The 22,894-nt window shown below is 67.6% G+C and carries 23 protein-coding genes; 13 read left to right on the forward strand and 10 right to left on the reverse strand.

The annotated features are described in order from the left end of the window. The first annotated feature begins 164 nt into the window (after positions 1-164). Complete coding sequence (locus DBO33_RS20820; RefSeq protein WP_159080387.1) at positions 165-767, forward strand: 4Fe-4S cluster-binding domain-containing protein; 603 nt, start codon at positions 165-167, stop codon at positions 765-767. On the opposite strand, the gene DBO33_RS20825 is transcribed toward DBO33_RS20820, so the two are convergent. Then, positions 685-1,905, reverse strand: coding sequence for a PucR family transcriptional regulator (locus DBO33_RS20825; RefSeq protein WP_107656535.1), 1,221 nt, complete (start codon positions 1,903-1,905; stop codon positions 685-687). The genes DBO33_RS20820 and DBO33_RS20825 overlap by 83 nt on opposite strands. Before the next feature lie 192 nt (positions 1,906-2,097). After that, positions 2,098-2,973: a sigma-70 family RNA polymerase sigma factor gene (locus tag DBO33_RS20830; protein ID WP_107656536.1), complete on the reverse strand. Its 876-nt coding sequence runs from the start codon at positions 2,971-2,973 to the stop codon at positions 2,098-2,100. 135 nt (positions 2,974-3,108) lie between these two features. Between DBO33_RS20830 and DBO33_RS20835 the strand changes: the two genes are divergently transcribed. After that, complete coding sequence (locus DBO33_RS20835) at positions 3,109-3,456, forward strand: DoxX family protein (RefSeq protein WP_107656537.1); 348 nt, start codon at positions 3,109-3,111, stop codon at positions 3,454-3,456. Between the two features lie 6 nt (positions 3,457-3,462). On the opposite strand, the gene DBO33_RS20840 is transcribed toward DBO33_RS20835, so the two are convergent. Next, positions 3,463-5,049 (reverse strand): GMC family oxidoreductase, encoded by a 1,587-nt coding sequence (locus DBO33_RS20840; RefSeq protein ID WP_199856708.1) that lies wholly within the window; start codon positions 5,047-5,049, stop codon positions 3,463-3,465. Between the two features lie 113 nt (positions 5,050-5,162). On the opposite strand from DBO33_RS20840, the gene DBO33_RS20845 reads away from it, so the two are divergent. Both DBO33_RS20845 and DBO33_RS20850 read left to right on the forward strand, forming a co-directional pair. After that, a complete protein-coding gene (locus DBO33_RS20845) occupies positions 5,163-5,912 on the forward strand; it encodes an SDR family oxidoreductase (protein ID WP_107656538.1) in 750 nt (249 codons plus the stop codon). Between the two features lie 89 nt (positions 5,913-6,001). Beyond that, positions 6,002-6,439 (forward strand): nuclear transport factor 2 family protein, encoded by a 438-nt coding sequence (locus DBO33_RS20850; protein ID WP_159080388.1) that lies wholly within the window; start codon positions 6,002-6,004, stop codon positions 6,437-6,439. Positions 6,440-6,487: 48 nt separating this feature from the next. Here the strand turns inward: DBO33_RS20850 and DBO33_RS20855 are convergent, their stop codons facing one another. Genes DBO33_RS20855 through DBO33_RS20880 form a run of 6 tightly spaced genes read right to left on the reverse strand, consistent with a single transcriptional unit; the run spans position 6,488 to position 12,075 of the window. Beyond that, positions 6,488-7,066: a TetR family transcriptional regulator gene (locus DBO33_RS20855; RefSeq protein WP_107656540.1), complete on the reverse strand. Its 579-nt coding sequence runs from the start codon at positions 7,064-7,066 to the stop codon at positions 6,488-6,490. A gap of 25 nt (positions 7,067-7,091) precedes the next feature. Further along, the gene (locus DBO33_RS20860; RefSeq protein ID WP_107656541.1) at positions 7,092-8,561 is read right to left on the reverse strand and encodes an FAD-dependent oxidoreductase; all 1,470 of its coding nucleotides are present in this window, start codon (positions 8,559-8,561) and stop codon (positions 7,092-7,094) included. Between the two features lie 12 nt (positions 8,562-8,573). Then, positions 8,574-8,978: a carboxymuconolactone decarboxylase family protein gene (locus DBO33_RS20865; protein ID WP_107656542.1), complete on the reverse strand. Its 405-nt coding sequence runs from the start codon at positions 8,976-8,978 to the stop codon at positions 8,574-8,576. Next, positions 8,975-9,844, reverse strand: a complete 870-nt coding sequence (locus DBO33_RS20870; RefSeq protein ID WP_107656543.1) for an NAD(P)-dependent oxidoreductase — start codon at positions 9,842-9,844, stop codon at positions 8,975-8,977. Before DBO33_RS20870 ends, DBO33_RS20865 begins: the two co-directional genes overlap by 4 nt. Beyond that, positions 9,841-10,590: an SDR family oxidoreductase gene (locus DBO33_RS20875; protein WP_107656544.1), complete on the reverse strand. Its 750-nt coding sequence runs from the start codon at positions 10,588-10,590 to the stop codon at positions 9,841-9,843. The genes DBO33_RS20870 and DBO33_RS20875 overlap by 4 nt, the downstream gene beginning before the upstream one ends. 15 nt (positions 10,591-10,605) lie before the next feature. Next, complete coding sequence (locus DBO33_RS20880; protein ID WP_107656545.1) at positions 10,606-12,075, reverse strand: aldehyde dehydrogenase; 1,470 nt, start codon at positions 12,073-12,075, stop codon at positions 10,606-10,608. A gap of 300 nt (positions 12,076-12,375) precedes the next feature. Here DBO33_RS20880 and DBO33_RS20885 point away from each other — a divergent pair, with 300 nt between their 5' ends. The 9 genes from DBO33_RS20885 to DBO33_RS20925 all read left to right on the forward strand — a co-directional run bounded on the left by DBO33_RS20885 (position 12,376) and on the right by DBO33_RS20925 (position 21,457). Beyond that, positions 12,376-13,578 carry a cytochrome P450 gene (locus DBO33_RS20885; protein WP_107656546.1) on the forward strand — a complete coding sequence of 401 codons (1,203 nt, stop codon included), beginning with the start codon at positions 12,376-12,378 and terminating at the stop codon, positions 13,576-13,578. Beyond that, positions 13,578-14,384: an SDR family oxidoreductase gene (locus DBO33_RS20890; protein ID WP_107656547.1), complete on the forward strand. Its 807-nt coding sequence runs from the start codon at positions 13,578-13,580 to the stop codon at positions 14,382-14,384. The genes DBO33_RS20885 and DBO33_RS20890 overlap by 1 nt, the downstream gene beginning before the upstream one ends. After that, entirely contained in the window at positions 14,381-14,587 is a 207-nt protein-coding gene (locus DBO33_RS20895) for a ferredoxin (protein WP_107656548.1), read from the forward strand. The genes DBO33_RS20890 and DBO33_RS20895 overlap by 4 nt, the downstream gene beginning before the upstream one ends. Beyond that, complete coding sequence (locus DBO33_RS20900; protein WP_107656549.1) at positions 14,587-15,135, forward strand: Cif family virulence factor; 549 nt, start codon at positions 14,587-14,589, stop codon at positions 15,133-15,135. Before DBO33_RS20895 ends, DBO33_RS20900 begins: the two co-directional genes overlap by 1 nt. 5 nt (positions 15,136-15,140) lie before the next feature. Beyond that, on the forward strand, positions 15,141-16,382 hold the full coding sequence (locus tag DBO33_RS20905; RefSeq protein WP_107656550.1) for a hypothetical protein: 1,242 nt from the start codon (positions 15,141-15,143) through the stop codon (positions 16,380-16,382). A 24-nt stretch (positions 16,383-16,406) separates the two neighbouring features. Then, positions 16,407-18,002 (forward strand): acyl-CoA synthetase, encoded by a 1,596-nt coding sequence (locus DBO33_RS20910; protein ID WP_107656551.1) that lies wholly within the window; start codon positions 16,407-16,409, stop codon positions 18,000-18,002. A gap of 110 nt (positions 18,003-18,112) precedes the next feature. Then, a complete protein-coding gene (locus DBO33_RS20915; RefSeq protein WP_107656552.1) occupies positions 18,113-19,705 on the forward strand; it encodes a succinic semialdehyde dehydrogenase in 1,593 nt (530 codons plus the stop codon). Positions 19,706-19,748: 43 nt separating this feature from the next. After that, complete coding sequence (locus DBO33_RS20920; protein ID WP_107656553.1) at positions 19,749-20,975, forward strand: cytochrome P450; 1,227 nt, start codon at positions 19,749-19,751, stop codon at positions 20,973-20,975. After that, complete coding sequence (locus DBO33_RS20925; protein ID WP_107656554.1) at positions 20,972-21,457, forward strand: glutathione peroxidase; 486 nt, start codon at positions 20,972-20,974, stop codon at positions 21,455-21,457. The genes DBO33_RS20920 and DBO33_RS20925 overlap by 4 nt, the downstream gene beginning before the upstream one ends. A gap of 53 nt (positions 21,458-21,510) precedes the next feature. On the opposite strand, the gene DBO33_RS20930 is transcribed toward DBO33_RS20925, so the two are convergent. Beyond that, a complete protein-coding gene (locus DBO33_RS20930) occupies positions 21,511-22,863 on the reverse strand; it encodes a cytochrome P450 (protein WP_107656555.1) in 1,353 nt (450 codons plus the stop codon). Between the last annotated feature and the right edge of the window lie 31 nt (positions 22,864-22,894).

Raw genomic sequence — 22,894 nt, forward strand, 5'->3', positions numbered from 1 at the left:
TTTGACTTCACCGAGACGCGAATGGTGGCCGGGGCGGTCCCGGATCATGGACATAGGTGTCGAGTGTTCAGCGGACAGACAGTGGGCACCGGTGCCACGAGACTCACTGGATGAGGTCACGGGGGCGCACCGCCGCCCCGGCGGAACGACACAGGGAGAAGGACGTGCACTCGAGTCGGCATCCGGACAGCGCCGCGATGCTGTTGTCGCGGCTGCGATTTCCGGTGGTGGACATCGGTTATGGCATGCGCGCGGAGGTATGGCTGCCCGGCTGCCGGGTCTTCTGCCGCGACTGTCTCGCGGAACACACCTGGGTGTTCGACGAATCGACCCGCTGCGGTGTCGGAGCGGTGCTCGACTGGCTGCGCGAGTTGCCTGCCGACCGGATCGACGGTGTCACGATCTGCGGCGGCGAGCCGAGCGACCGGCCTGCGGCGCTCCGTGCCCTGATCGACGGAATCAACACGTGGCGAACAGGGTTGACCCGCCCGGTCGATCTGCTGCTGTACTCCGGTCGTTCGACCGCCGTGCTGGATGAGCGGCTGCCCTGGCTGAGCGCGTCGGTGGACGCGCTCGTCGCCGAGCGGTTCGACGCGGGCGCCGGCGGTCCGGCGAGCCGGCGCGTTGTCGTCAGCTCCGCGCTCGGCATGACACGTTATGCCGCAGCGCCTTTCGCGGCCGATGTCACGTCGTGCGATAGCTGCGGGCGACCAGCGCCGAGCGCAGATACCACAGGCCGGACGGTTGGGACGGGTCGAAGCCGGTGAGCTGACCGATGCGCTTGAGGCGATAGTCCACGGTGTTGGTGTGCACGTGCAGGACTCGTGCGGTGCGCTGCCGGTTGAGGTTGTTGGCGATATGGCGCTGCAGGGTTTCCAATAGCTCGGGGTGTTCGTCGAGCGGATCGAGCAGCTGCCCGAGGTACTCGCGGCCCGGACCCGGGCGGGTGAGCTGGTATTCGAGCGCGAGTTCGTCGAACCGGTACAGCCCGGCCACCGCTTCGAGTCGCTGCACCATGTCGAGCAGTTCATGGGCCTGGTCGGCGGCGTTCGGGATCTGCTCGGGGGTGGCCTCGACCATGGTCGCGGTGATGCCGACCTGGGCGGCGTGCGACAGCTGGGTCACCAGGGCGTCGTAGCCCGCGTTGTCGAAGGTGGGGGACGGGATGAGGATCGTGCCGCCGTCGACGCTGAGCAGCGACAGCGCGCTGTCCCCGCAGCGGGTGGCGAGTTCGGCCTGCACCCGTCTGAGCTTGCGGCGCGCGACCACCTGGCTGTCGAGCATCGGATTGTGTTCCTCGCGATGCGGCGGAATCGCCACGGCCAGCACGGCATACGAGGCCGCGATGGCGATCCCGCATTCGCGGGCCATGGTGGAGGTGCTGTGCCCGCCGAGTAGCGCGGAGGTGAGCGTGTGCACGGCGGTGTGGTGCTCGCTGACCACCGAGCGCAGTTCCTTGATGTAGGCCACCGAGATCGCCGAGCTGATCATGTCCAGCATCTCCAGCACCATCTTGGCGCCGTCGACCAGGCTGTCGAAATCCTTGATCGACGCGTCGGACACCACCAGGTCCAGCCCCATCTTGAAGCCCTCGTGGATGGAGTGGTGGATGGTGTCGATGGGCACGCCCTCGCGCGCCCAGCCCGCCGCCGCGTCCTGTAAGCGCTGCAACTTCCCCGGGATGTCCTGGCCGTCGAGCATGCTCACCGCGAACTCGAGGCAGACCCGGGTGATGGTGGTGACGTCGCCGGAGATCGCGTCCGCGGGCAGGGTCCCGCACGGGATGACGTTTTCGACGAAGTGCCCGACCATCTGGCGCGACAACGCGCGAACGTCCTTGAGCGGGGACGACATCGGCTTGCCGGCGAGCGTCAGGCTCTGCCGGGCCGAGTTGTCGATCGACATTGACGACTCCTTCCGCCCCCGAAATATAACTGTGCGGCGCATTCACACTAAACGTTCTATTCCGGCGATGGACCGATTCGCAAGGTTCTGTGTGCGGCTCGCAGACTGGTCGGTCGGTCCTTGTACGTCGTCACAGCGTGTCGGGATTATTGAACTGGTCGCTTGATTTGTTGAAGCCTCTTCAAACGGTTTTTACGCCAGCACCGCGATATCGAGTTCGCGCAGGCGAGCAGGATCGGCGATCACCTCGTATCCCGCCACCCGATCGTCGCGCACCGTAACCACAAGGGCGAGTAGCAACTTGCCGCGTGGGGCGACGAGGATGCCGACCGCGCCGTTTACCAGGGCCGGCGCCGCCACCCGCGAACGGCGTTGCAGCAGTACGGTTTCCTTCGCGACCGCCCGGGCGCCGCGCACCACGGCCGACAGGCCCGCGGGCAGCGCGGCCGGATCGGCGACGCGGACCACATCCGGGGCGAGCACGGCGAGGAGCGCGTCGAGATCGCCACCGCGGGCGGCGGTCAGGAAAGCCTCGACCACATGACGTTGCTCGGCGAGTTCGGCTGCGGTGGCGGTGGTTTCGCCCTGAGCCCGCTGCCGCGCGCGGCTGGCGAGTTTCTTCGTGGTCGCCGTGCTCCGCCCGACGATCGGCGCGATCTGGTCGAACGGCACCGCGAAGAGATCGTGCAGCACGAACGCCACCCGCTCGTCGGGACCCAGCGTGTCCAGTACCACGAGCAACGCCCGGCCGACCGAATCGATCAGCACCGCTTCGTGTTCCGGGTCGCTGTCGTAAGCGGTGTCGCCGAGTTCGGCGAGCAGGTCGACGGGTTCCTCGCGCCGCGCGGCCCGCGACCGCAGCATGTCCAGGCAGATTCGTGACACCACCGTGGTGAGCCAGCCTGCCAGGTTCGCCACCTCGTCGCTGTCCTGTCGCGCGAGTCGCAGCCAGGCCTCCTGTACGGCGTCGTCGGCCTCGCTGAGCGATCCGAGCATCCGATACGCGACGGCGCGCAGATGGCCGCGATGGGTCTCGAATCGCTGCGCCAGCACGTCCTGCGCCCGCATCGGTCACCTTTCCGTTCCGCCCTCCGTCAGATGGTTGACGGATCCCACCGCGCCCGGTTGTTCCGGTGCGGCGCCGCCGAGGCGCCACACCACGATCGCAGACCGGTCGCAGCACACATCAGGAGGGTGTTACCCATGTCCACCGCTTATGTCATCGTCACCATCGTCGCCGCGGCCGCCATGCTGATCGCGTCCGGCGTCGATGTCTTCCGCGCCCAATGGGTGCGCGACAACATGCGCACCTACGGCATCCCGGATTGGACGCTGATGCCGTTGGCCGTGATCAAGGCGGCGGGCGCCGCCGGCCTGCTCGTCGGCCTGGCCATTCCGCCGCTCGGACTGGCCGCCGCGATCTGCCTGGTCCTCTACTTCATCGGCGCGATCATCACCATCGCCCGCGCCCGCGGGTACGGCGACCTCGGCTACCCCATGCCCTACCTGGCACTGGCCGCCGCGTCGCTGGTGCTGTTCGTGCTCGCCTGACCGGCGCTACCCCTCCTGGATGAACTTCGCCGCCTGCTCGCCGATGAAGACGGCGGGCGCGTGCGTATGACCGCGGATGAGCAGCGGCATGACGGAGGCATCGGCGACGCGAAGGCCTTGTACGCCACGCACTTCCAGGCGCGGGGTGACGACGCTGGCCGGGTCGGTGCCCATCCGGCAGGTGCCGACCGGGTGATAGAGGGTGTGCGAGTAGCCGTTCAGTGCGAGTTCGAGGGTGGCTTCGAGCTGGGCGGGGGCCTGCGGCGGGTAGATGAACGGCCCCAGTACGGCTTTCATGGCCGGGGTGGCGGCGATCTCGGCGCAGGTGCGCAGGCCGGACATGAGGGCGGCGCGGTCGGCGCCCGCGCTGTCGGACAGGTAGCGCGGGTCGATCACCGGCTTGGCGGCCGGATCCGGGGCGGCGAGGGTGATCCGCCCGCGGCTGTGCGGACGCAGCAGCACGGTCGCCAGGATGACGCCGTGTTCGGTCGGGTCGACCAGGCCCTCGTAGTAGAACGGCGCGGGCGCGAAGATCAGCTCCAGGTCGGGCAGGTCCAATTCGGGGTTGCTGCGGATGAATCCGTAAGCCTCACCGACATTGGAGGTCAGCATGCCGCGATGGCGCAGCAGGTAGTCGAGCAGTTGGCGCGGCTTCTCGGCGCCGAACAGCGAGTCGGCGGCGACGCCGTAGCCGATCCCGGTGACCAGGTGATCCTGCAGGTTGGCGCCGACCTCGGGCACGTGCCGCAGCGCGCGAATACCCTGGCGCGCCAGTTCGTCTCGATCACCGATGCCCGAGAGCATCAGCAACTGGGGGCTGTTGATCGCGCCACCGCACAGCACCACCTCCCGGCGGGCGGTGACCGTGTGCGGGCCGCCGCCCTGGTGGTATTCGACACCGACCGCGCGGGTTCCCTCGAACAGCACCCGGGTGGCGGGCGCCTCGGTCCGGACGGTCAGGTTCGGCCGCCGCATGGCAGGCCGCAAGTAGCCGTCCGCGGTGCTCCACCGCCTGCCGCCGTGCTGGGTGACCATGGTCTCGCTGAAACCTTCGGGCTCCGGCCGATTCGGCGGCTCGACCTCGAAACCCGCCTCCCGCACCGCGGTCAGATACGCGGCGGTCAGCGCGCGTGGACTGCGTTGCCGCGAGATGTGCAACGGGCCGTTGGCGCCCTCGTCCGGATACTGTGCATCCTGGACGTTTTCGATCCGGCGGAACTGTTCGACGGCGGCCGCGAAACCCCATTCCTCGCCCGCGAGCAGGCCCCACTCGTCGTAGTCGGCACGGAAACCACGCACCCACATCATCGCGTTCATCGACGAGGAGCCGCCGAGCATCTTGCCGCGCGGCCAATAGATCTGCCGATTCTTCAGCTCGGGCTGCGGCTCGGTGAGATAGTCCCAATCCACCTCGGTGCGAAAGAGTTTCGCGAATCCGGCGGGAATATGGGCGAACTTGTTCTTGTCCGGTGGGCCCGCCTCCAGCAGCACCACCGACGTATTCGGATCGGCACTGAGCCGGTTCGCCAGCACGGCGCCCGCGGATCCGGCGCCGACGATCACGTAGTCCGCGGTAAGCCCACCTGGTTGCACTGTCCCACTCCGATCTGCGCTGCCTACGGCAAAGATACGAGGATCAGGTGTGCCGATGGTTCGCTTTCGGTACAACCGGACGCAAGTCACCCGAGTACGGAGGTATAACGACAGTGGACGCGGGAACAGTGATCGTCACCGGTGGTAGCCGAGGCATCGGCGCGGCAACGGCCCGGCTGCTCGCGGGTGCGGGCCACCCCGTTTGCCTGACCTATCGGGCGGACAGCGCCGCGGCGGACGCGGTGGTCGCCAACATCGTCGCGGACGGCGGCAGCGCGCTCGCGGTGCGCGCCGACATGAGCGAACCCGCCGACATCGATGCGCTGTTCCGTACCGTCGATGCCGAGCTCGGCACGCTCTCCGGCTTGGTCAACAACGCCGCGACGCTCGAAACTCAGTGCCGGGTAGTCGAACTCGATGCCGAACGGCTACACCGCGTAATGACCGTCAACGTCGTCGCCCCGATGCTGTGCGCTAAATACGCCGTCCAGCGCATGTCCACCGAGCACGGAGGCCTGGGCGGCGCGATAGTCAATGTGTCCTCGGCCGCGGCCCGGCTCGGTTCGGCGGGGGAGTACGTCGACTACGCCGCTAGTAAGGGTGCCCTGGATACGTTCACCCGTGGACTCTCCGTCGAGGTCGCGGCGGAGGGTATTCGAGTGAACGCGGTGCGCCCCGGCTTCATCCATACCGACATGCACGCCCTGGGTGGCGAACCGGGCCGCGTCGACCGCGTCGCGCCGAGTTTGCCGATGCGTCGAGGCGGCCGACCGGAGGAGGTCGCTGAAGCCATTGTCTGGCTGTTGTCCGAGCGGGCGTCCTATGTCACCGGCTCGTTCATCGATGTGGCCGGCGGGCGGTGAGGCCGGTCACAAAACGAACGATCGGTCGTACAGGTTGTTAGTCTCGGTACATACCATTCGGTTCCAATCTCTGGAAAGGCGTGATGGATATGGTGGACGAGGACCGCGCGCGCAAAGCCGCGATGATCGAAGAGTTCTTCCGACTCACCTCGGCCAAGGATTTCGAAGGTTTCCTGGCGTTGTGCACCGACGACATCCACATGTCGATTCCGTACCAGCTGCCGGGCTTTCCGGACCACGCCGACGGCAAGGACGAGATCCGGGCCACCCGGACGGCGGTGGACCGGTATGAGCCCTATGCCTTGTGGGCGACCAAGATCGAGCCGATGCTGGACACGGACCAGTTCCTGGTCGAATCGAAGGGCGACATGGTTGTTCGCGCGACCGGCAGGCCCTACCGCAACGACTACGTGAACGTCTTCCGGTTCCGCGACGGCAAGATCGCCGAGTGGGTCAGCTACCACGATCCCCTGCGTCAGATGGTCGCGTTCGGACTGACGGAACTCCCGGTCCCCGCCGAGTCCTGAACGCCCGCACCGGCATCCGCGACCCGGCGAGGTGCCGTAGCGGGTGCCTTACTTCAGGATGAGCAACGCGGACTTCTCGATTCGATCGGCGATCTCCGAGTACGACGCGTAACCCATGCCCGCGCGCACCAGCGCGCCCGCGTAGAGCAACTCCAGTGATTCGACGACGTCCGGGTCCGCGTCCGGGCCGAGCGCCCGCATGATGCGCTTGCGGATCTCGGTCCCGATGCGGCCGCGCAGATGCACCACATCGGGGTCGCGGCCGAGCAGCGCGCTGGTGACCGCGCCGGAGAGCTCCTGCTCGTCGGCGACGAGCATCGCGATATCGCGCAGTTCGGCGACCACCCGGACGGTCGGGTCCGGGTCCTGGCTGGCCGGCGACGGCGCGGAAACCAAACGCCGCCAGAAGATCTCGGCGACCAGGTGTTCCTTCGAGGAGAAGTAGGTGTAGGCGGTGGCGGTGCCGACTCCCGCCGCCGCGGCGACCAACCGGATCGTCATCCCCGCGAACCCTTCGCGGGCAAGCACTTCCACCGCCGACTTGGTGAGCTTGTCGACGGTGTCGGCCTGCTTGCCGGAGAGCCTGCGGCGGGTCGCCTCGACGATGACGGGATCGGATTCGGACATGTGTCTGGATACTACTACGGGCAAGTCAGTTCTTCGCCGCGGCGATGCCCGCCCTGCGGCCGTAGAAACTGCCGTCACCCAGCGATGCCCCGCTGACATACCCGCCCGCGCACAACCCGGAGGTGCAGCGCCCGGCGGCGAACAGGCCGGGAATCGGCTCGCCGGAGACGTGCAGCACCCGGGAGTCCAGATCGGTGCGCAGCCCACCGAGGGTGAAACCCGCCGTGTACCCGCGCATGTCGAACGCGGCGAGCGAACCTTGTAGCGGCCGAACCCATTCCGGCTTCTTGCCCAGCAGCGGGTCCTTGCCGTCGGCGGCGTGCAGGTTGTAGCAGTCGACGGTGGCTTGCAGCGCCAGCGTCGGCAGGCCCATGTCGGACTCCAGTTCGGCGACCGTCTCGGCGGCCCAGGTCGGCGGCTGCCGGAAGAACGGGGTGGCGGTCTCGGTGGCCAGCCCGGCCTCGTAGGACGCCTCGTCGATGACCAGGAAGGCCTGGTTCTCCTGCTGGATCAGCGTCGCCTGGCCGATCCGGCCCGGGTAGGTGTCCTCGGCGATGAACCGCTGGCCGCGCCCGTTCACCAGGATGCCGCGCGCCATCAGCTGCGGGTCGCCGAAGAAGGCGACCTCGGTCGCGTCCATGTGTGCCAGGTCCGCCCCGAGGGCCTGCGCGAGCCGGATGCCGATGCCGTCGTGCTCCTCGATCGCGGCGGCGGGCCTGCCGATCAGGCGCGGCGCGTACCCCTCGATCATCTGCTGGTGATAGGCGAAACTGCCGGTGGCCAAGACGACCCCGCGGTCGGCGCGGATGGCGACGTCTTTGCCGTAGCGTTTGGCGAGCACACCGACCACGCGATCCTCGTCGTCCACCACCAGCCGTCCGATCCGGAGGTCGTATTCGACGGCGACACCGAGTGATTCGGCGGTCTCGGCCAGCGGCTTCATCAGCATGTAGCCGCCGCTCTTGCGGCCGATCTTCTTGTCGGCGAACTGCGGAACGTGGCCGCGCGGCGCGGGTTTCGCGATCGCGTTGAACGGGGCCGCGTTCTCGCCGCCGGAGTACATCAGGCCCTCGTCGTGCGGCGGCTCCCAGCCCGGCTCACCCCAGAACGCCTCGCGGAACGGCACACCGCACGAGACGAGCCAGTTGTAGTGCTCGACGCTGCCGCGCGAGTAGTCGGCGATCTTGGCCTGGTCCACGCCGGGGCCGAGCGCCGCGAGCAGGAAGGTCTCCATGTTCTCCGGCGTGTCCTCGAAGCCGAGGGCCTGTTGCAGCGGGGTGCCGCCGCCGAGGTAGATGAAGCCGCCCGCCATCGCGGCCGCGCCGCCCCATCCGCCGGTGCGTTCCAGGATCAGCACCTCGGCGCCCGCGCGGGCGGCCTCGATCGCGGCGCATACCCCGGCGATGCCGTAACCGGCCACGACTACATCGGCGTGCAGGTCCCATGCGGTGACGCTGCTCGCGCGTAGCGGCCGAAGGGTGCTGGCATCAGACATGTTTCGGGTCCTTCACTCGGTGCGGTCGGCTTCCTGCTTGCGGGCAGCTTTCTTCTGTTGCGCCACTATGGTGCCCACCAACAGGTCCAGTTTGGTGCCGTTCGGCCAACCGACGTAGTGGCAGAGGAACACCGCGATCTCGTGCAGCTGCTCCTCGGTGAGCTCCTCGTTGCGCAGCGCGGCGCCGATCTGGATGCCGGCGGTGTCGATGGCACCCTGCGCGGTCAGGGCGCCGAGCAGCAGCAACCGCCGGTCCCGGATGGACAGCGCGGGACGCGACCAGATGTCGGCGAAGAGGTGGTCGGCGGTGACCGCGAAGTGGCTGCCGGGGTAGTCCTGGAACTCGGTGCCGTACACCTCGGCCATCTTGGCGAGGCCACGCTGGCGGACGGAGTCGGCGGAACCGTTGTCGCTCATGAAGATTGCCTTTCGGATGTGCCCACGCCGAGCCCGGGGCCGAGCCGTTCGAGCGCGAGTTCGGCGAGGGGGAGTGGAATGTCGAGCCGGGCACCGAGTTCGAGCGCGAGACCGAGGTCCTTCTCGCCGAGATCGCGCACATGCCGCAGGATCGGCAGCCAGAAGTCGCCGTCCTCGATCGGTGCGGTGCGGTCGCGCAGCATGATGGCGCCCGGCCCGCCGGTGACGGCGTCGGAGTGCCGCACCACCTTGCCGAGCACGGTGAGGTCGAGTCCGGCGGCCTCGGCCAGCCGCTGCGCTTCGGTGGTAGCGGTGAACGCGATGAAGTGGACCAGGTTGCGGGCCAGCTTCATCCGGGTGCCCGCGCCGACCGGGCCGGCGTGCACGATCAGATCGGCAAAACACTCGAAGGGCGCGCGGACTCGTTCGTAGGCCGCGTCGCTGCCGCCGACCATGACCGCGAGCCTGCCTTTGTTCGCGCCCGGTGCGCCGCCGCTGATCGGTGCGTCGACAAATTCGACCTCGTGCGTGGCGCATTCGACCGCCAGCCGCTCGGCGGTGCGGTCGCTGATTGTCGAGTGCACCGCCACCACGGTGCCGGGAGCGGCGCTGCGCAGCAGTCCCTCGGGGCCGGTGATGACGTCGCGTACCTGTGCGTCGTCGACCACGGCGATGGAGATGACCGAGGCCCGCTCGGCGAGCTGGGCCGGTGAGGTGGCGGCTCCGGCTCCGGCCTCGGTGTACGGCAGTACCGCGTCGGCGCGCACATCGCAGACCGTCAGTCCGCCTGGCCAATTGAGCAGTCGCTTGGCCATCGGCGCACCCATGGCGCCGAGTCCGATGAAGCCGAGCTGGGTGTCGGTCATGAACGAAAGACCTGTCCGCCGTCGACATTGAAGATCTGACCGGTGACCCAGCCTGCTTCGTCGGACAGCAAATACAGGCACGCGCCGACCAGGTCGGCGGGTGTGCCCATTCGCTTGAGCGGCAACCGGTTCACCATGTCCTCCACGATGGCCGCCGGCGTCACCGTCTTGGTCGCGTCGGTATCGATGGGACCCGGCGCGATGGCGTTGATCCGGATGTTCGAGCCGCCGAGTTCGAAGGCGAGCTGCTGGGTCAGGCCGTTGACGCCGACCTTGGCCAAGCCGTAGAAGCTGGAGTATGTCCAAGCAGCGGTGGAGGATTGGTTGACGATCGACCCGCCGGCCTTGCGCATGTGCGGCCAGACGGCGCGGGTCATGTTCAGCGCGCCGTCCATGTTCACGCTCATGAACTTCTTGTAGTAGTCCCACGGCACGGTGAGCAGCAGGTTGAGCTTCATCTCGCCGTAGATGGCGGCGTTGTTGACGAGGTGGTCGATGCCGCCGAACTCGGCGACCGTCAATTCGGCCAGCGCGGTGGCGGATTCGGGATCGGACACGTCGACCATGCCGAACAGCGCGGTGCCGCCGTCGGCGGTGATCTTCTCCACCGTCGCCTGCCCGCCCTCGGCATTCTTGTCGGCGACAACAACTTTCGCGCCCTCGGCGGCCAGCGCGGCGGCATAGGCGGCGCCGATGCCCTGCGCGGCGCCGGTGACGATGACGGATCTTCCCGTGAAACGGGCCATGTCGGTGTGCTCCTCTTATCCAGCGGTCGCGATCAGCTTGGTTTCCAGGTATTCCTCGAACCCGGCGATGCCCATCTCCCGGCCGATGCCGGACTGCTTGTAGCCGCCGAAGGGTGCGTCGGCGGAGTACCAGACGCCGCCGTTCACGCTCAACGTCCCGGTGCGTACGCCGTTGGTGACGTGGCGAATCCGTTCCTGGTCGGTGCCCCACACCGAGCCGGACAGCCCGTAGGGGGAGTCGTTGGCCAGCCGGATGGCGTCGTCGTCGCCGTCGTAGGGGATGACGACCAGCACCGGGCCGAAGATCTCCTCCTGCGCGACGATCGCGCTGTTCGGCACGTCCGCGATCAGGGTGGGCTCGATGAAGAAGCCGCGTTCGAGATTCGCCGGCCGGCCGCCGCCGACCACGATGCGGCCACCCTCGGACCGCGCGAGGTCGAGGTAGCGCTCCACCCGATCGCGTTGGCGCGCTGAGATCAGGGGCCCGCACACTGTCCGCGAATCGGCCGGATCACCCGGCTTGATACCCGAGAGCGTCGCGGCGGCGGCCTGCACTGCCTCGTCGTAGGACGCACGCGGGACGAGTAGCCGAGTGGTGATCGCGCAGCCTTGCCCCGCGTGCACGCACACCGAAAACGCTGCCACCGCACAGGCTCCGGCGATATTCGCGTCGTCGAGCACGATGAACGCCGACTTACCGCCCAGTTCCAGGAACGCCTTCTTGAGTGTCGTTGCGGCGCCGCGCATCACGGCGCGTCCGGTCTGCGTCGAGCCGGTGAAGCTGATCAGGTCGACGCGCGGGTCCTCGGTAAGTCGTGCGCCGAGCCCGTGGTCGGCGCCGGTCACGATATTCACCACCCCGGCCGGAATGTCGGTCTCGTCGGCCAGGATCGCGCCGACCGCCGCCGCGCACCACGGTGTGTCCGGCGCGGGCTTGAGCACCACGGTGTTTCCGGCGGCGAGCGCGGGACCCAGCTTGGCGAAGGTGATCTGGTGCGGGAAGTTCCACGGGGTGATCGCGCCGACCACCCCGACGGGCTCGCGGCGCAGCACCCGGCGGGTCTTGATGCCCATCGGCGTCGCGGTGCCGAGATCGGTTTCCCAGCTGTAGGTTTCGGCCAGCGAGGCGGAGTAGGCGAGGTCGGCGATCGGACCTTCCAACTGCGGGCCGCGGGTGAACATGGCCGGCGCGCCCGCCTCGGCGATGGTGAGCTCGCGTAGTTCTTCGATGTGCGATTGCAAGGCGGTGCGCAGCTGTTCGAGGCAGTGCGCGCGGAAGGCCGGGTCGCGGGACCAGCCGGTCTCGTCGAACGCGGTGCGGGCGGCGGCCACCGCCGCGTCGAGGTCGGCGGCGTCGGCGTTCGCGGCGTGCCCGAGCACCTCCTCGGTCGCCGGGTCGACGGTGGCGAAGACGCCGTCGCCGCCTTCGACCAGCTTGCCGCCGATCAGCAGGCGGGCGCCGTCGGCGGGCAGCAGGCTACTCATGCGTTGCTCCGATGCTGTCTGGACACATGTACGGAATGTAGTCTCAAGCGGCGTTTGCTGGCAAGAACACGTTCTAACTCAGCCATTCTGGGTCATCCGTCGCGTGGCCGTCGTGGAATCTCCGCGGTTCCCGGGCGAGTCGGCCGAATTCTGCGCAATGGTGTTGGTAAACCAGCGGAACCGTTGTCGGAGGTGTGGGCCGGTGGTACTGTCCAGACACATGTCCAGTTATCTGCCTCCGCTACCCGGACGGCCCGATATCGCTCGGGAGAACTTGTTCTCGAAGCGGGGGTGGTTGAAGTGACGGCCGCGTTGGAGCCCTTGACCTTCGATCCCTACGACTACCGATTCCACGAGGACCCGTACCCGACGTATCAGCGGCTACGCACCGAGGCGCCGCTCTACCACAACGCCGAGCTGGATTTCTGGGCGTTGTCCCGGCACGCAGACGTGACGGCAGGCTTTCGCGACAGCGTCCGGCTGTCCAGCGCCAACGGTGTTTCCCTCGATCCGGCCGCCTGGGGTCCGCACGCGCATCGGGTGATGTCGTTCCTGGCCATGGACGACCCGCGGCACCTGCGCATGCGGCGGCTGGTCTACAAGGGCTTCACGCCCAAGCGGGTGGCCGAAATGCAGGGCCGGATCAAGGAATTGACGCTGTCCTACCTCGAACCCGCGGTCGCCACCGGCGCTTTCGACTGGATCGACGAGGTCGCGGGCAAGCTGCCGATGGACGTCATCTCCGAGTTGATGGGCGTGCCCGCGAGTGACCGTGTCGAAATCCGCAGGCTGGCCGACCTCGTCGTGCACCGCGACGACGGGGTGCTCGACATCCCACCGGCGGCCGTGGAGGCGTCGATCAAACTGCTCACCTACTACACCGAGATGGTGGCCGAGCGCAGGCGCAGGCCGACCGACGATCTCACCTCGGCGTTGCTGGATGCCGAAGTCGACGGCGACACTCTGGCCGACGAGGAGATCATCGGGTTCCTGTTCCTGATGGTGGTGGCGGGCAACGAGACCACGACGAAGCTGCTCGGCAACGCGCTGTACTGGGGCGCGCGCAACCCGGGGGAGTACGCCAAGGTCGCGGCGGAACCCGCGCACGTCACGGACTGGGTGGAGGAGACGCTGCGCTACGACACCTCCAGCCAGGTGATCGCGCGCTCGGCCACCGTCGATCTGGACTACTACGGCGGCACCATCCCGGCGGGCGCCAAGGTGCTGCTGCTGATCGGCTCGGCCAACCGCGATCCCGCCGTCTTCGAGGACGGTGACACCTACCGCATCGACCGGGCCGACAAGGCGGGCCTGGCGAGTTTCGGTGCGGGCGTGCACTACTGCCTCGGCGCGCACCTGGCCCGGCTGGAGGCGGCGGTCGCGCTGCGGGAGTTCGCGGCGCGGGTGCGGTCCTACGACGTCGCCGAGTCGGGCATCGTCCGGGTGCACTCCTCGAATGTGCGTGGCTTCGCGCACCTTCCCATCGTGGTGGAGGCGAAATAGTGGCACGTTTCGAACCTCATCCCGCGCGCAGGCCGGTGCTGGTAGCCGGTGCGTCTTCCGGCATCGGTGCCGCCACGGCGGTCGCACTGGCCGACCTCGGCTATCCCGTTGCGCTCGGGGCGCGCCGGGTCGAGCAGTGCGTGGAACTGGCGGACAAGATTCGCGCCGACGGCGGCGAGGCCTTCGCGCACCGGCTGGACGTCACCGACGCGGCGTCGATCGACGAGTTCGTGGCGGCCTCGGAAAACGCGTTGGGCCCCATCGAGATTCTGGTGTCCAGCGCCGGGGACATCGAGTTCTCCCCGGTGCACGAGATGGACCCCGAGCGGTTCCTGCGTCAGGTCGAGGTGCACCTGGTTGGCGCGCATCGGCTGGTGCACCGGGTGCTGCCCGGCATGCTCGAGCGCCGCCGCGGCGACGTCGTATTGATCGGCTCGGACTGCGCTCCGGAGCCCCGGCCGCGCACCGGCGCCTACAGCGCGGCCAAAGCGGGACTGGAGGCGATGGCCGTGCAGATGCGAATGGAGCTGGAGGGCACCGGCATTCGCGCCTCCGTGGTGCGTCCGGGTCCGACGCTCACCGGCATGGGCATGGACTCCACCCCGGAAGTCGTCGGGCCGCTGCTGAACGCTTGGAAGGACTGGGGTTTCGCGCGGCATCCGATCATGCTGCGCCCGCGCGATCTGGCCGCCGCGGTGGTGGCCGTGGTGTGCACGCCGCGCGGTGCGCACCTGGTGCTGGTCGAGGTCCAGCCGGAGGCGCCGTTGCGGGAACTGTCGAACGAACAAGGCGGGAGCCAACAGTGAGAGTCATCGCCGATCTGGACCTGTGTCAGGGCCATGCCGTGTGTCAGGACGAGGCGCCGGACGCGTTCCGGGTGCCCAAGCGCGGCAAGGTCGAAATCCTGGTGGACACACCGGATCCGGCGGCCCGCGCCGACGTCGAGCGGGCGGTCAAGTACTGCCCGACCCAGGCCCTGTCGATCGTTTCCACGGAAGGTGCACGGTAATGGCGAGTTTCGCACGCGACGAACTGGACGAGATGGTCCGGCGGTGGCAGCTGGAGAACCAGCGCTGCGAGGAGAAGGGCGACTGGAAACCGCTGGCCGAGATGTACACCGAGGACGCCACCTACGGCTGGAACTACGGTCCGACTCAGGAATTCATGGCGGTCGGGCGTGCGGAGATCCGCGACCTCGCCCTCGGTCAGGAGATGCAGGGACTCGACGGCTGGACCTACCCGTACCAGGAGTTCGTCATCGACGATCGCAGCGGCACCGTCATCGGCTTGTGGAAACAGATCTCCGAGGTGAAACGCCCAGACGGGCGCCACTATTCACCCGAGGGCATCGGCGGCAGCTGGTTCCGCTACGGCGGCGACTTCCAATGGTCCTGGCAGCGCGACTTTTTCGACTTCGGCAATGTCTCGCACATGTTCATGGAGATGATCACCGGGAAGGTGCTGCCCGCAGGCATGCAGCAGCGCATCGAACGGTCGATGGCCGGCCCGCTGCCCGGGTGGTATCCCATCGGTCAGGCCCCGGCCTCGTTGTGGTGACAGCGATGTCGAGTAACTTCGAGCAGCTGTCGCGGGCGCGGCTCGCGACGCTGCTGCCCGAGCTGCTGCTGTCCGGGCACCTGATCGACCGGTCCGGCATGGCGCACACCATCGCGGCCTTCGGCCGGACCGAGATGACCGCCGTCGCGATCGAGGAGTGGCAGCTCGCCAGCCCGGTCTACACCCGGCGCATGCAGCGGGCGTTCGGCTTCACCGGCGACGACGTGGTGACCATCTTCAAGGGTTTGCAGCTCGACATCGGCGCACCGCCGCAGTTCATGGATTTCCGTTTCCGCGTGCATGATCGGGACCACGGCGAGTTCTGGCTCGACCACTGCGGTGCGCTGCTGGATGTGGAGCCGATGGGGGACGACTTCGTGGTCGGCATGTGCCACGACATCGAGGACCCGACCTTCGACGCCACCGCGCTGGCCACCAACCCGCACGCCCAGGTCCGGCCGATCCATCGGCCGCCGCGTCGCCCGGCCGATCGGAAACCCATGTGCGCGTGGACGGTCACCATCGATCCCGCGCACGTCCCACCACCGGTGCCGCCCAACGCAGACCTGGTGGCGGACTGCGCCGCCGCGCGACTGGTGCTGGCCGACATCGATCCCGGCGACGAGGGACAGGCCGACTACGCGGGCCCGCTGTTGAGCGATCTGCGCTTCGCGGACTTCTCGAAGTCGGCGCTGGTCCGCATGGCGGACGAGGTGTGCCTGCAACATCATCTGCTGGCCCTGGGTTTCCTGATCGCGGTGCGGACCCGGCTCGAGCCGGACGCGGCGATCGAGATCGGCCGCAAGCAGTTCGCGGGCATCGCCGGGCTCACCGCCGAAAGGTTGCGCAAGGGACTGCAACTCGGCGACGACATGGCCGCGCTCGCCACCGTGCTGCGCTTGCATCCGGCGTGGAACCCGTTGTCCTATACGGGTGTTCGTGTGGTGGAGACCGAGGGCAACGTCCAGCTGACGCTTCCGCGGGATAGTGGCGCTGTGTCGGACGGAGTCTGGCCCGCGCTGATCGATGCCGAGCACCTCGCGCCCATCGACGCGATGGCTCGCGCGGTGAACCCCCGATTCGCCGCGCGGACCACCGATTCCAGCGACAGTGCGCTGACCGTCGAGATCACTCGCACGGACAAGTCGTTCCGCGAGTCGTCGGAAGTCGCGCTGACCCGATTCAGCACCGGCGCCGCCTTTACCTTCACCGATCGCGGAATCCCCTTGCCGCTGACGGTGGTGTGAGAAGTATCGAGAAAGTGATTCGCCGTGGCCCGTAACTTCGCCGACCTGTTCGAACATTCCGTCGACGCGATGCCCGATCGGGTGGCACTGCGCGAAGGTGACCGCAGCCTGACCTTCGCCGAACTCGACGCGCGCGCGAATCGGCTTGCCGCGCACCTCTCTTCGGCCGGTCTCCGCACGGGTGCCCACATCGGGTTCCAGATGCACAACGGCATCGAAACGATGGAGACGCTGCTCGCCTGCTTCAAGATCCGAGCCGTCCCCATCAATATCAACTACCGCTACGGCGTCGAGGAGCTGCGGTACGTCTACGACAACGCGGACCTCGCGGCACTGGTCTACCACGCCTGCTACGCCGCGGCGGTGCACGCGGCCGCGGCCGGGGTGCCGTCGCTGCGGCACCGGATCGTGGTGCAGGACGGCACCGCCGCACCGGTCGACGCCGTGCACTACGAAGACGCCCTCGCCGCGGGTTCGGCCGAGCGGGTCTTCCCGGAGCGCAGCGCCGACGACCTGTTCATGATGTACACCGGCGGCACCACGGGCCTGCCGAAGGGCGTGATGTGGCGCCAGGAAGACATGTGGCGGGTGCTCGGCGGCGGCATCGACTTCTACACCGGGGTTCCGGTGGCCGACGAGTACGAGCAGTCCCGGGTGGGCGCGCAGGGGCAGCAGAGCACCTGGTTCGTGCTGCCGCCGCTGATCCACGCGTCCGCCATGATGCCGACCTTCACCGCGCTGTGGTCCGGTAACGCGGTGCTCTTCGAACCACGATTCGACGCGGATCGAGTGTGGCAGGCGGTCGTTCGGCACCGCCCGCAGGTCATGGTCATCACCGGTGACGCCATGGCGCGGCCGCTGATCGACGCCTACCGGGCCGCGCCCGTCGACGCGACGGGGTTGATCGCCATCGGCTCGGGCGCCGCGTTGCTGTCGCAGCCGGTGAAGAACGCACTGCTGGAACTGTTTCCGTCGCTGGTCGTCACCGACTCGATCGGCTCGTCCGAAACCGGTTTCGGTGGAATAGGTTTCGCGCAGAAGGACGACAATCCCGGTCGTGGGCCGCGCGTGCAGACGGGGCGCGGTTCGGTGGTGGTGGATGACGACGGGCGTCCGGTGCAGCCGGGCGAGGAAGGGTGGCTGGCGAAGACCGGGTCGGTGCCGCTCGGCTACTACAAGGATCCGGTGAAGACCGAGAAGCTGTTCAAGACGGTCGACGGTGCGCGCATCGTGGTCACCGACGATCGTGCGCGGATCGAGGCGGACGGGTCGGTCACGCTGCTCGGCCGCGGCAACATGGTGATCAATACCGGCGGCGAGAAGGTGTTCGTCGAAGAGGTCGAGGGTGTGGTGAAGGCGCACGACGGGATCTACGACGCGGTGGTGGTCGGTGTGCCGCACGAACGATGGGGGTGGCAGGTCGCCGCCGTGGTCTCGGTCGCCGAACCGGTCGACTTCGCGGCGCTGACCGAGCAGGTGCGTCGGCATCTCGCGGGATACAAGGTGCCCAAGAAGATCTGGGTGGTCGAGAGCGTGGTCCGAGCCCCGAGCGGCAAACCGGACTACCGGTGGGCCAAGGACGCCACGGCGCAGCGTGCCCCGGACTACAGCGCGGACTGAACCATGAGCCTGCGCGAACACCCACCCCGCACAACAGGAACGTGTTCTAATTCGGTGGCAAGGTCCGGCCCGATACCTGCGGTGATGCCGCATGTCATGGAGAAGTCCCGATGAGTATTGAGACGAAGAAGAGTCCCACCGCGGTGCTGCCCGCACGGATCACCGGTGCGCTGATCGATCGGTTGACCGAGCTGGTCGTCGCCGACGGTACCGCCGCACCGTACTCGATGACGGAGGTCTATACCGGCGCTTCGGTTGGTGAGCTCCCGCAGTCCACCCCCGCGGACGTGCGCGCCGCCGCCGCGACGGCCCGTGCGGCACAACAGGAATGGGCCGCACTGCCGCTGCGCAGCAGGCTGCGGGTCTTCGAGCGGATGCACGAACTGATCCTCGGCGAGGTCGAGACGATCGCCGATCTCATCCAGATCGGCTGCGGCAAGACCCGGCGCATGGCCGTCGAGGAGTCGTGCGACGTGCCGATGGTCATCAGCCATTACCTGAAAACCGCGCGCCGTGTGCTGCGTTCGAAGCGCCGCGGTGGCCCGATGCCGATCGTGACCACCTCGACCGAGGAACACCGGCCCAAGGGGCTCGTCGCGGTCATCGCGCCGTGGAACTTCCCGTTCGCTATCGCGTTGTCCGACGCGATGCCCGCGCTGATGGCGGGTAACGGGGTAATCCTGAAGCCGGACAACAAGACCGCGTTGTGCGTGCTCTACGGTGTCGAGCTGCTGCACCGGGCCGGGCTGCCGCGCGGACTCGTACAGGTCGTCTGCGGTGAAGGCCCCGACATCGGACCCACCCTGATCGACAGCGTCGACTTCGTCATGTTCACCGGCTCGACCGCCACCGGCCGGGTGGTCGGGGAGCAGGCCGGGCGCAACCTGATCGGGTGCAGCCTGGAGCTCGGCGGTAAGAACCCGATGCTGGTGCTGGACGACGCGAACCTCGACGAGGTGGTGCCGGGTGCGGCGTTCTCGGTGTTCGCCAACTCCGGTCAGGCGTGCATGCACATCGAGCGGATCTACGTGCACCGCAGCCTGTTCGACGAGTTCGTGCGCCGATTGGTCGCTGCCGCCGACGAATTGAACAGCAAGATCGGCGCCGCGTACGACTACACGCCGGAATTCGGTTCGCTGGTCTCGGAGCAGCACCGGGATAGGGTCGCCGCGCACGTCGAGGATGCCCGTGCCAAGGGTGCCACCGTGCTGACCGGCGGCAAGGCGCGTCCGGACATCGGTCCCGCGTTTTATGAGGCGACGGTGCTCACCGGCGTCACCCCGGAGATGACACACGCGACGCTGGAGACCTTCGGCCCGGTGGTGAGCGTGTATCCGTACGACGACGAGCAGGAGGCCATCCGGCTCGCCAACGACACCGAGTACGGCTTGAACGCGAGCGTGTGGAGCCGAGACCTTGCCCGCGCCAACCGCATTGCCGCTCAGCTTCAGGCGGGCAATATCAACATCAACGACGGCTTCGTGGCGACCTACGCGGCCAAGGGCACGCCGTCGGGTGGCGTGAAGCAGTCCGGTGTCGGCACCCGGCACGGCGATCAGGGCCTGCTCAAGTACACCGACACGGTCAACGTCGGCGTGCTCAAACGTCAGGTGCTGTCCGCCCGCTCGGGCCAGCCGTATGAGAAGCAATTGAAGATGACGCTGATGTCCTTGCGGCTGATGCGCCGAACCAGGCTGCGCTGAACCCGATTCGGCGCGGTTCGCAGTACCACCTGAGGAGGTAGCCGTGGCGACACCGTCGTTGCCGGCCGGATTCGACTTCACCGATCCGGCCCTGTGGGAGACGCGAAGGCCCGTCGAGGAGTTCGCGCTGCTGCGCCGGACCGCGCCGGTCTGGTGGAATCCGCAACCCGACGACCACTCCGGTGGTTTCCGGGACGGCGGCTACTGGGTGGTGAGCAAACTCGACGACGTCAAGGAGGTCTCGCGCAACTCGGAGCTGTTCTCCTCCGAGCGGAAGGGCTCGATCATCCGTTTGTCCGACGACATCACGCCCGAGCAGCAGGCGGCGTCGAGCGTGCTGCTGGTGAACATGGATCCGCCGAAGCATTCCAAGTTCCGCAAGATCATCACCAAGGGTTTCACCCCGCGCGCGGTGGAGGGATTGCGCGCGGCCTTGACCGAGCGCGCGCATGCCATTGTGCACGAGGCGAAAAGAACGGGCGGCGGGAATTTCGTCGAACAGGTCGCCTGCGAGCTGCCGTTGCAGGCGATCGCCGAGCTGATCGGCGTGCCGCAGGCGGACCGGCGCAAGCTGTTCGACTGGTCGAATCAGATGCTCAGCTACGACGACCCGGATTATGGTGATCCCGCGCTCGCCTCGGCCGAAATTCTCGGTTACGCCTGGAATCTGGCCGAGGAGCGGCGCGGCAGTCCGGCCGGGGATATCGTGTCCGAACTCGTGCACGCCGATGTCGACGGTGAGTCGCTCGGCTCCGACGAATTCGGCTTCTTCGTCATTCTGCTTTCGGTGGCGGGCAACGAAACAACACGCAATGCCATCACGCACGGCATGAAAGCGTTCGTGGACCATCCGGAGCAGTGGGAGCTCTACAAAGAACAGCGCCCGCGCACCGCGCCCGACGAGATCGTCCGGTGGGCCACGCCGGTCACCGCGTTCCAGCGCACCGCCACCGCGGACACCGAGATCGGTGGCACCCGGATCCGGGAAGGCGACCGGGTCGGACTGTTCTACGGCTCGGCCAACTTCGACGAGGACGCGTTCGCTGATCCGTTCACCTTCGACGTGCTGCGCGACCCCAATCCACATGTCGGTTTCGGCGGCACCGGCGCGCATTACTGCGTGGGCGCGAACCTGGCCAGGCTGGAGATCGACCTGATGTTCAACGCCATCGCCGAGGCCATGCCCAAGATCACCGAGGTGGCAGATCCGGTACGGTTGCGGTCGGGGTGGATCAACGGAATCAAGAATTGGCAGGTCCGATACGAATGAGTCTTCGAGACGTACCGCTGCAAACGCTGAGCGGGGAATCCACGACCCTGTCCGAGCTGGTCGGCGACAAGGTGGTGCTGCTGGTCAACGTGGCCTCCAAGTGTGGGCTGACGCCGCAGTACTCCGGGCTGGTCGAACTGCAGAAGTCCTACGGCCCGCGCGGCTTCAGCGTGGTCGGGGTGCCCTGTAACCAGTTCATGGGCCAAGAGCCCGGCTCCGCCGAGGAGATCCAGGAATTCTGCTCGACCACCTACGGCGTCGATTTCCCCCTGCTGGACAAAGCCGACGTCAACGGCGACAACCAGCACCCGCTCTACCGGACGCTGGTCGAGACCCCCGACGCCGACGGCACGGCCGGCGACGTGCAGTGGAACTTCGAGAAGTTCCTGATCGACCGCGACGGCAAGGTGGCGGGACGGTTCCGCCCCACCGTCGGCCCCGACGCATCAGCGCTCGTCGCCTCGATCGAATCTTTGCTCTGAGGGCCTGATTCGAGGCCCGTCCGGTCGGATGGGCCTCGAATCATGTTCGGGAGTCAGCGTTGTCGTCTGCGGTAGCGGACCGTGCAGGGTTGCATCAGCTGCACGACCATCTTGCTGTGGTCGTTGCGGTAGCTCTCCGAGGGCTGCGCCATCTCGAACTCCCAGTCGCGCAACAGGATCGAGAAGATGGCTTTCAGCTGCATCAGGGCGAATGGCGCGCCGACGCAGCGGTGGCGTCCGGCGCCGAACGGGATCCAGGTCCATCGGTTGACGATGTCTTCTTGCCTGGGGTCGGCGTAGCGGCCGGGGTCGAACAGTTCCGGGTTCGGGAAGTCCTCGGCGATCCGGTTGGAGATCGCGGGGGTGGCGGCGACAAGGTCGCCCGGGGCGATGTGGTGCCCGCACACGTCGAAATCGCCGCGGGCGATGCGCATCAGCACGATGAGTGGTGGGTGCAGGCGCAGGGTCTCCTTGAGCACCGCCTCCAGGTTCGGGATCTGGCGTAGCGCGCCGAAACTGATGTCGGAGCCGTCGGCGTACAGGTCGTCGAGTTCGGTGACCACCCGGCGCAATTCGTCGGGGTGGCGCAGGAGTTCGATGACCGTCCAGGCCGCGGTGCCCGAGGTGGTGTGGTGCCCGGCGAACATCATCGAGATGAACATGCCGGTGATTTCGCTGGCGCTGAACCGTGGGGTGCCGTGCTCGTCTTTGATCGAGACCAGGACGTCGAGCATGTCCCGATCGTCCTTGTCTGCCGGGGGATTGGCGGCGCGGGTGTCCATGATGGCCTGAACCAGCTCGACGAGTTCGACTCGGGCGGCGTCGCGGCGGCGGAAGCTCTCGATGGGCGCGTAGGGGTCCACGTACGCCAGGGCGTCGGTGCCGCGCTCCAGATCGTGGTAGAGCCGGGCGAATCGTTCGTCCAGCTCGTCGCGGAACTTGACGCCGATCAGGCAGGCGGAGGAGGTGTAGATGGTCAGTTCGGCGAAGAAGTCGAGCAGGTCGATCTCGCCCGCGTCGCCCCAGCGTGCCAGCATCCGGTCCACCTCGTGGGCGATCGTCGCGGCGTGGCCGCGCATCTGCTCGGCGCGCAGGGCCTGGTTGTGCAGCATCTCCTTGCGGCGTTCGGGTGGTGCGTCGAAGACGACGCCCTCGCCGAAGATCGGCTTCATGAACGGATACGCGGCCGCCTGGTCGAGATCCTCGTCGCCGGAACGGAAGAAGAACTCGTTGGCCTCCGCGCCCGAGAGGAGGATCACCGGTCGTCCCGCCAGGTCGAAGGACCCGACATCGCCGCATTCCGCGCGCACCCTGCGCATCAATCCGATCGGGTCGGTCCGGAATTCCGGCAGGTGACCCAGTTCCTGCTGTGCACCCGAAACTCGTTGCGGCGTAACCAGAGTCATCGGAAACCCTCCCGGGGATCGTGGTCCGTAC

The organism is Nocardia suismassiliense (genome assembly GCF_900269665.1).
GTDB classification, from domain to species: Bacteria; Actinomycetota; Actinomycetes; order Mycobacteriales; family Mycobacteriaceae; genus Nocardia; species Nocardia suismassiliense.

Bases quoted from the DNA above. Each gene is read 5' to 3' on its own strand.
- DBO33_RS20825 (WP_107656535.1), bottom strand. From the start codon at position 1,905: ATGTCGATCGACAACTCGGCCCGGCAGAGCCTGACGCTCGCCGGCAAG.
- DBO33_RS20830 (WP_107656536.1), bottom strand. From the start codon at position 2,973: ATGCGGGCGCAGGACGTGCTGGCGCAGCGATTCGAGACCCATCGCGGC.
- DBO33_RS20835 (WP_107656537.1), top strand. From the start codon at position 3,109: ATGTCCACCGCTTATGTCATCGTCACCATCGTCGCCGCGGCCGCCATG.
- DBO33_RS20850 (WP_159080388.1), top strand. From the start codon at position 6,002: ATGGTGGACGAGGACCGCGCGCGCAAAGCCGCGATGATCGAAGAGTTC.
- DBO33_RS20855 (WP_107656540.1), bottom strand. From the start codon at position 7,066: ATGTCCGAATCCGATCCCGTCATCGTCGAGGCGACCCGCCGCAGGCTC.
- DBO33_RS20860 (WP_107656541.1), bottom strand. From the start codon at position 8,561: ATGTCTGATGCCAGCACCCTTCGGCCGCTACGCGCGAGCAGCGTCACC.
- DBO33_RS20865 (WP_107656542.1), bottom strand. From the start codon at position 8,978: ATGAGCGACAACGGTTCCGCCGACTCCGTCCGCCAGCGTGGCCTCGCC.
- DBO33_RS20870 (WP_107656543.1), bottom strand. From the start codon at position 9,844: ATGACCGACACCCAGCTCGGCTTCATCGGACTCGGCGCCATGGGTGCG.
- DBO33_RS20875 (WP_107656544.1), bottom strand. From the start codon at position 10,590: ATGGCCCGTTTCACGGGAAGATCCGTCATCGTCACCGGCGCCGCGCAG.
- DBO33_RS20880 (WP_107656545.1), bottom strand. From the start codon at position 12,075: ATGAGTAGCCTGCTGCCCGCCGACGGCGCCCGCCTGCTGATCGGCGGC.
- DBO33_RS20900 (WP_107656549.1), top strand. From the start codon at position 14,587: ATGGCGAGTTTCGCACGCGACGAACTGGACGAGATGGTCCGGCGGTGG.
- DBO33_RS20905 (WP_107656550.1), top strand. From the start codon at position 15,141: ATGTCGAGTAACTTCGAGCAGCTGTCGCGGGCGCGGCTCGCGACGCTG.
- DBO33_RS20915 (WP_107656552.1), top strand. From the start codon at position 18,113: ATGAGTATTGAGACGAAGAAGAGTCCCACCGCGGTGCTGCCCGCACGG.
- DBO33_RS20925 (WP_107656554.1), top strand. From the start codon at position 20,972: ATGAGTCTTCGAGACGTACCGCTGCAAACGCTGAGCGGGGAATCCACG.
- DBO33_RS20930 (WP_107656555.1), bottom strand. From the start codon at position 22,863: ATGACTCTGGTTACGCCGCAACGAGTTTCGGGTGCACAGCAGGAACTG.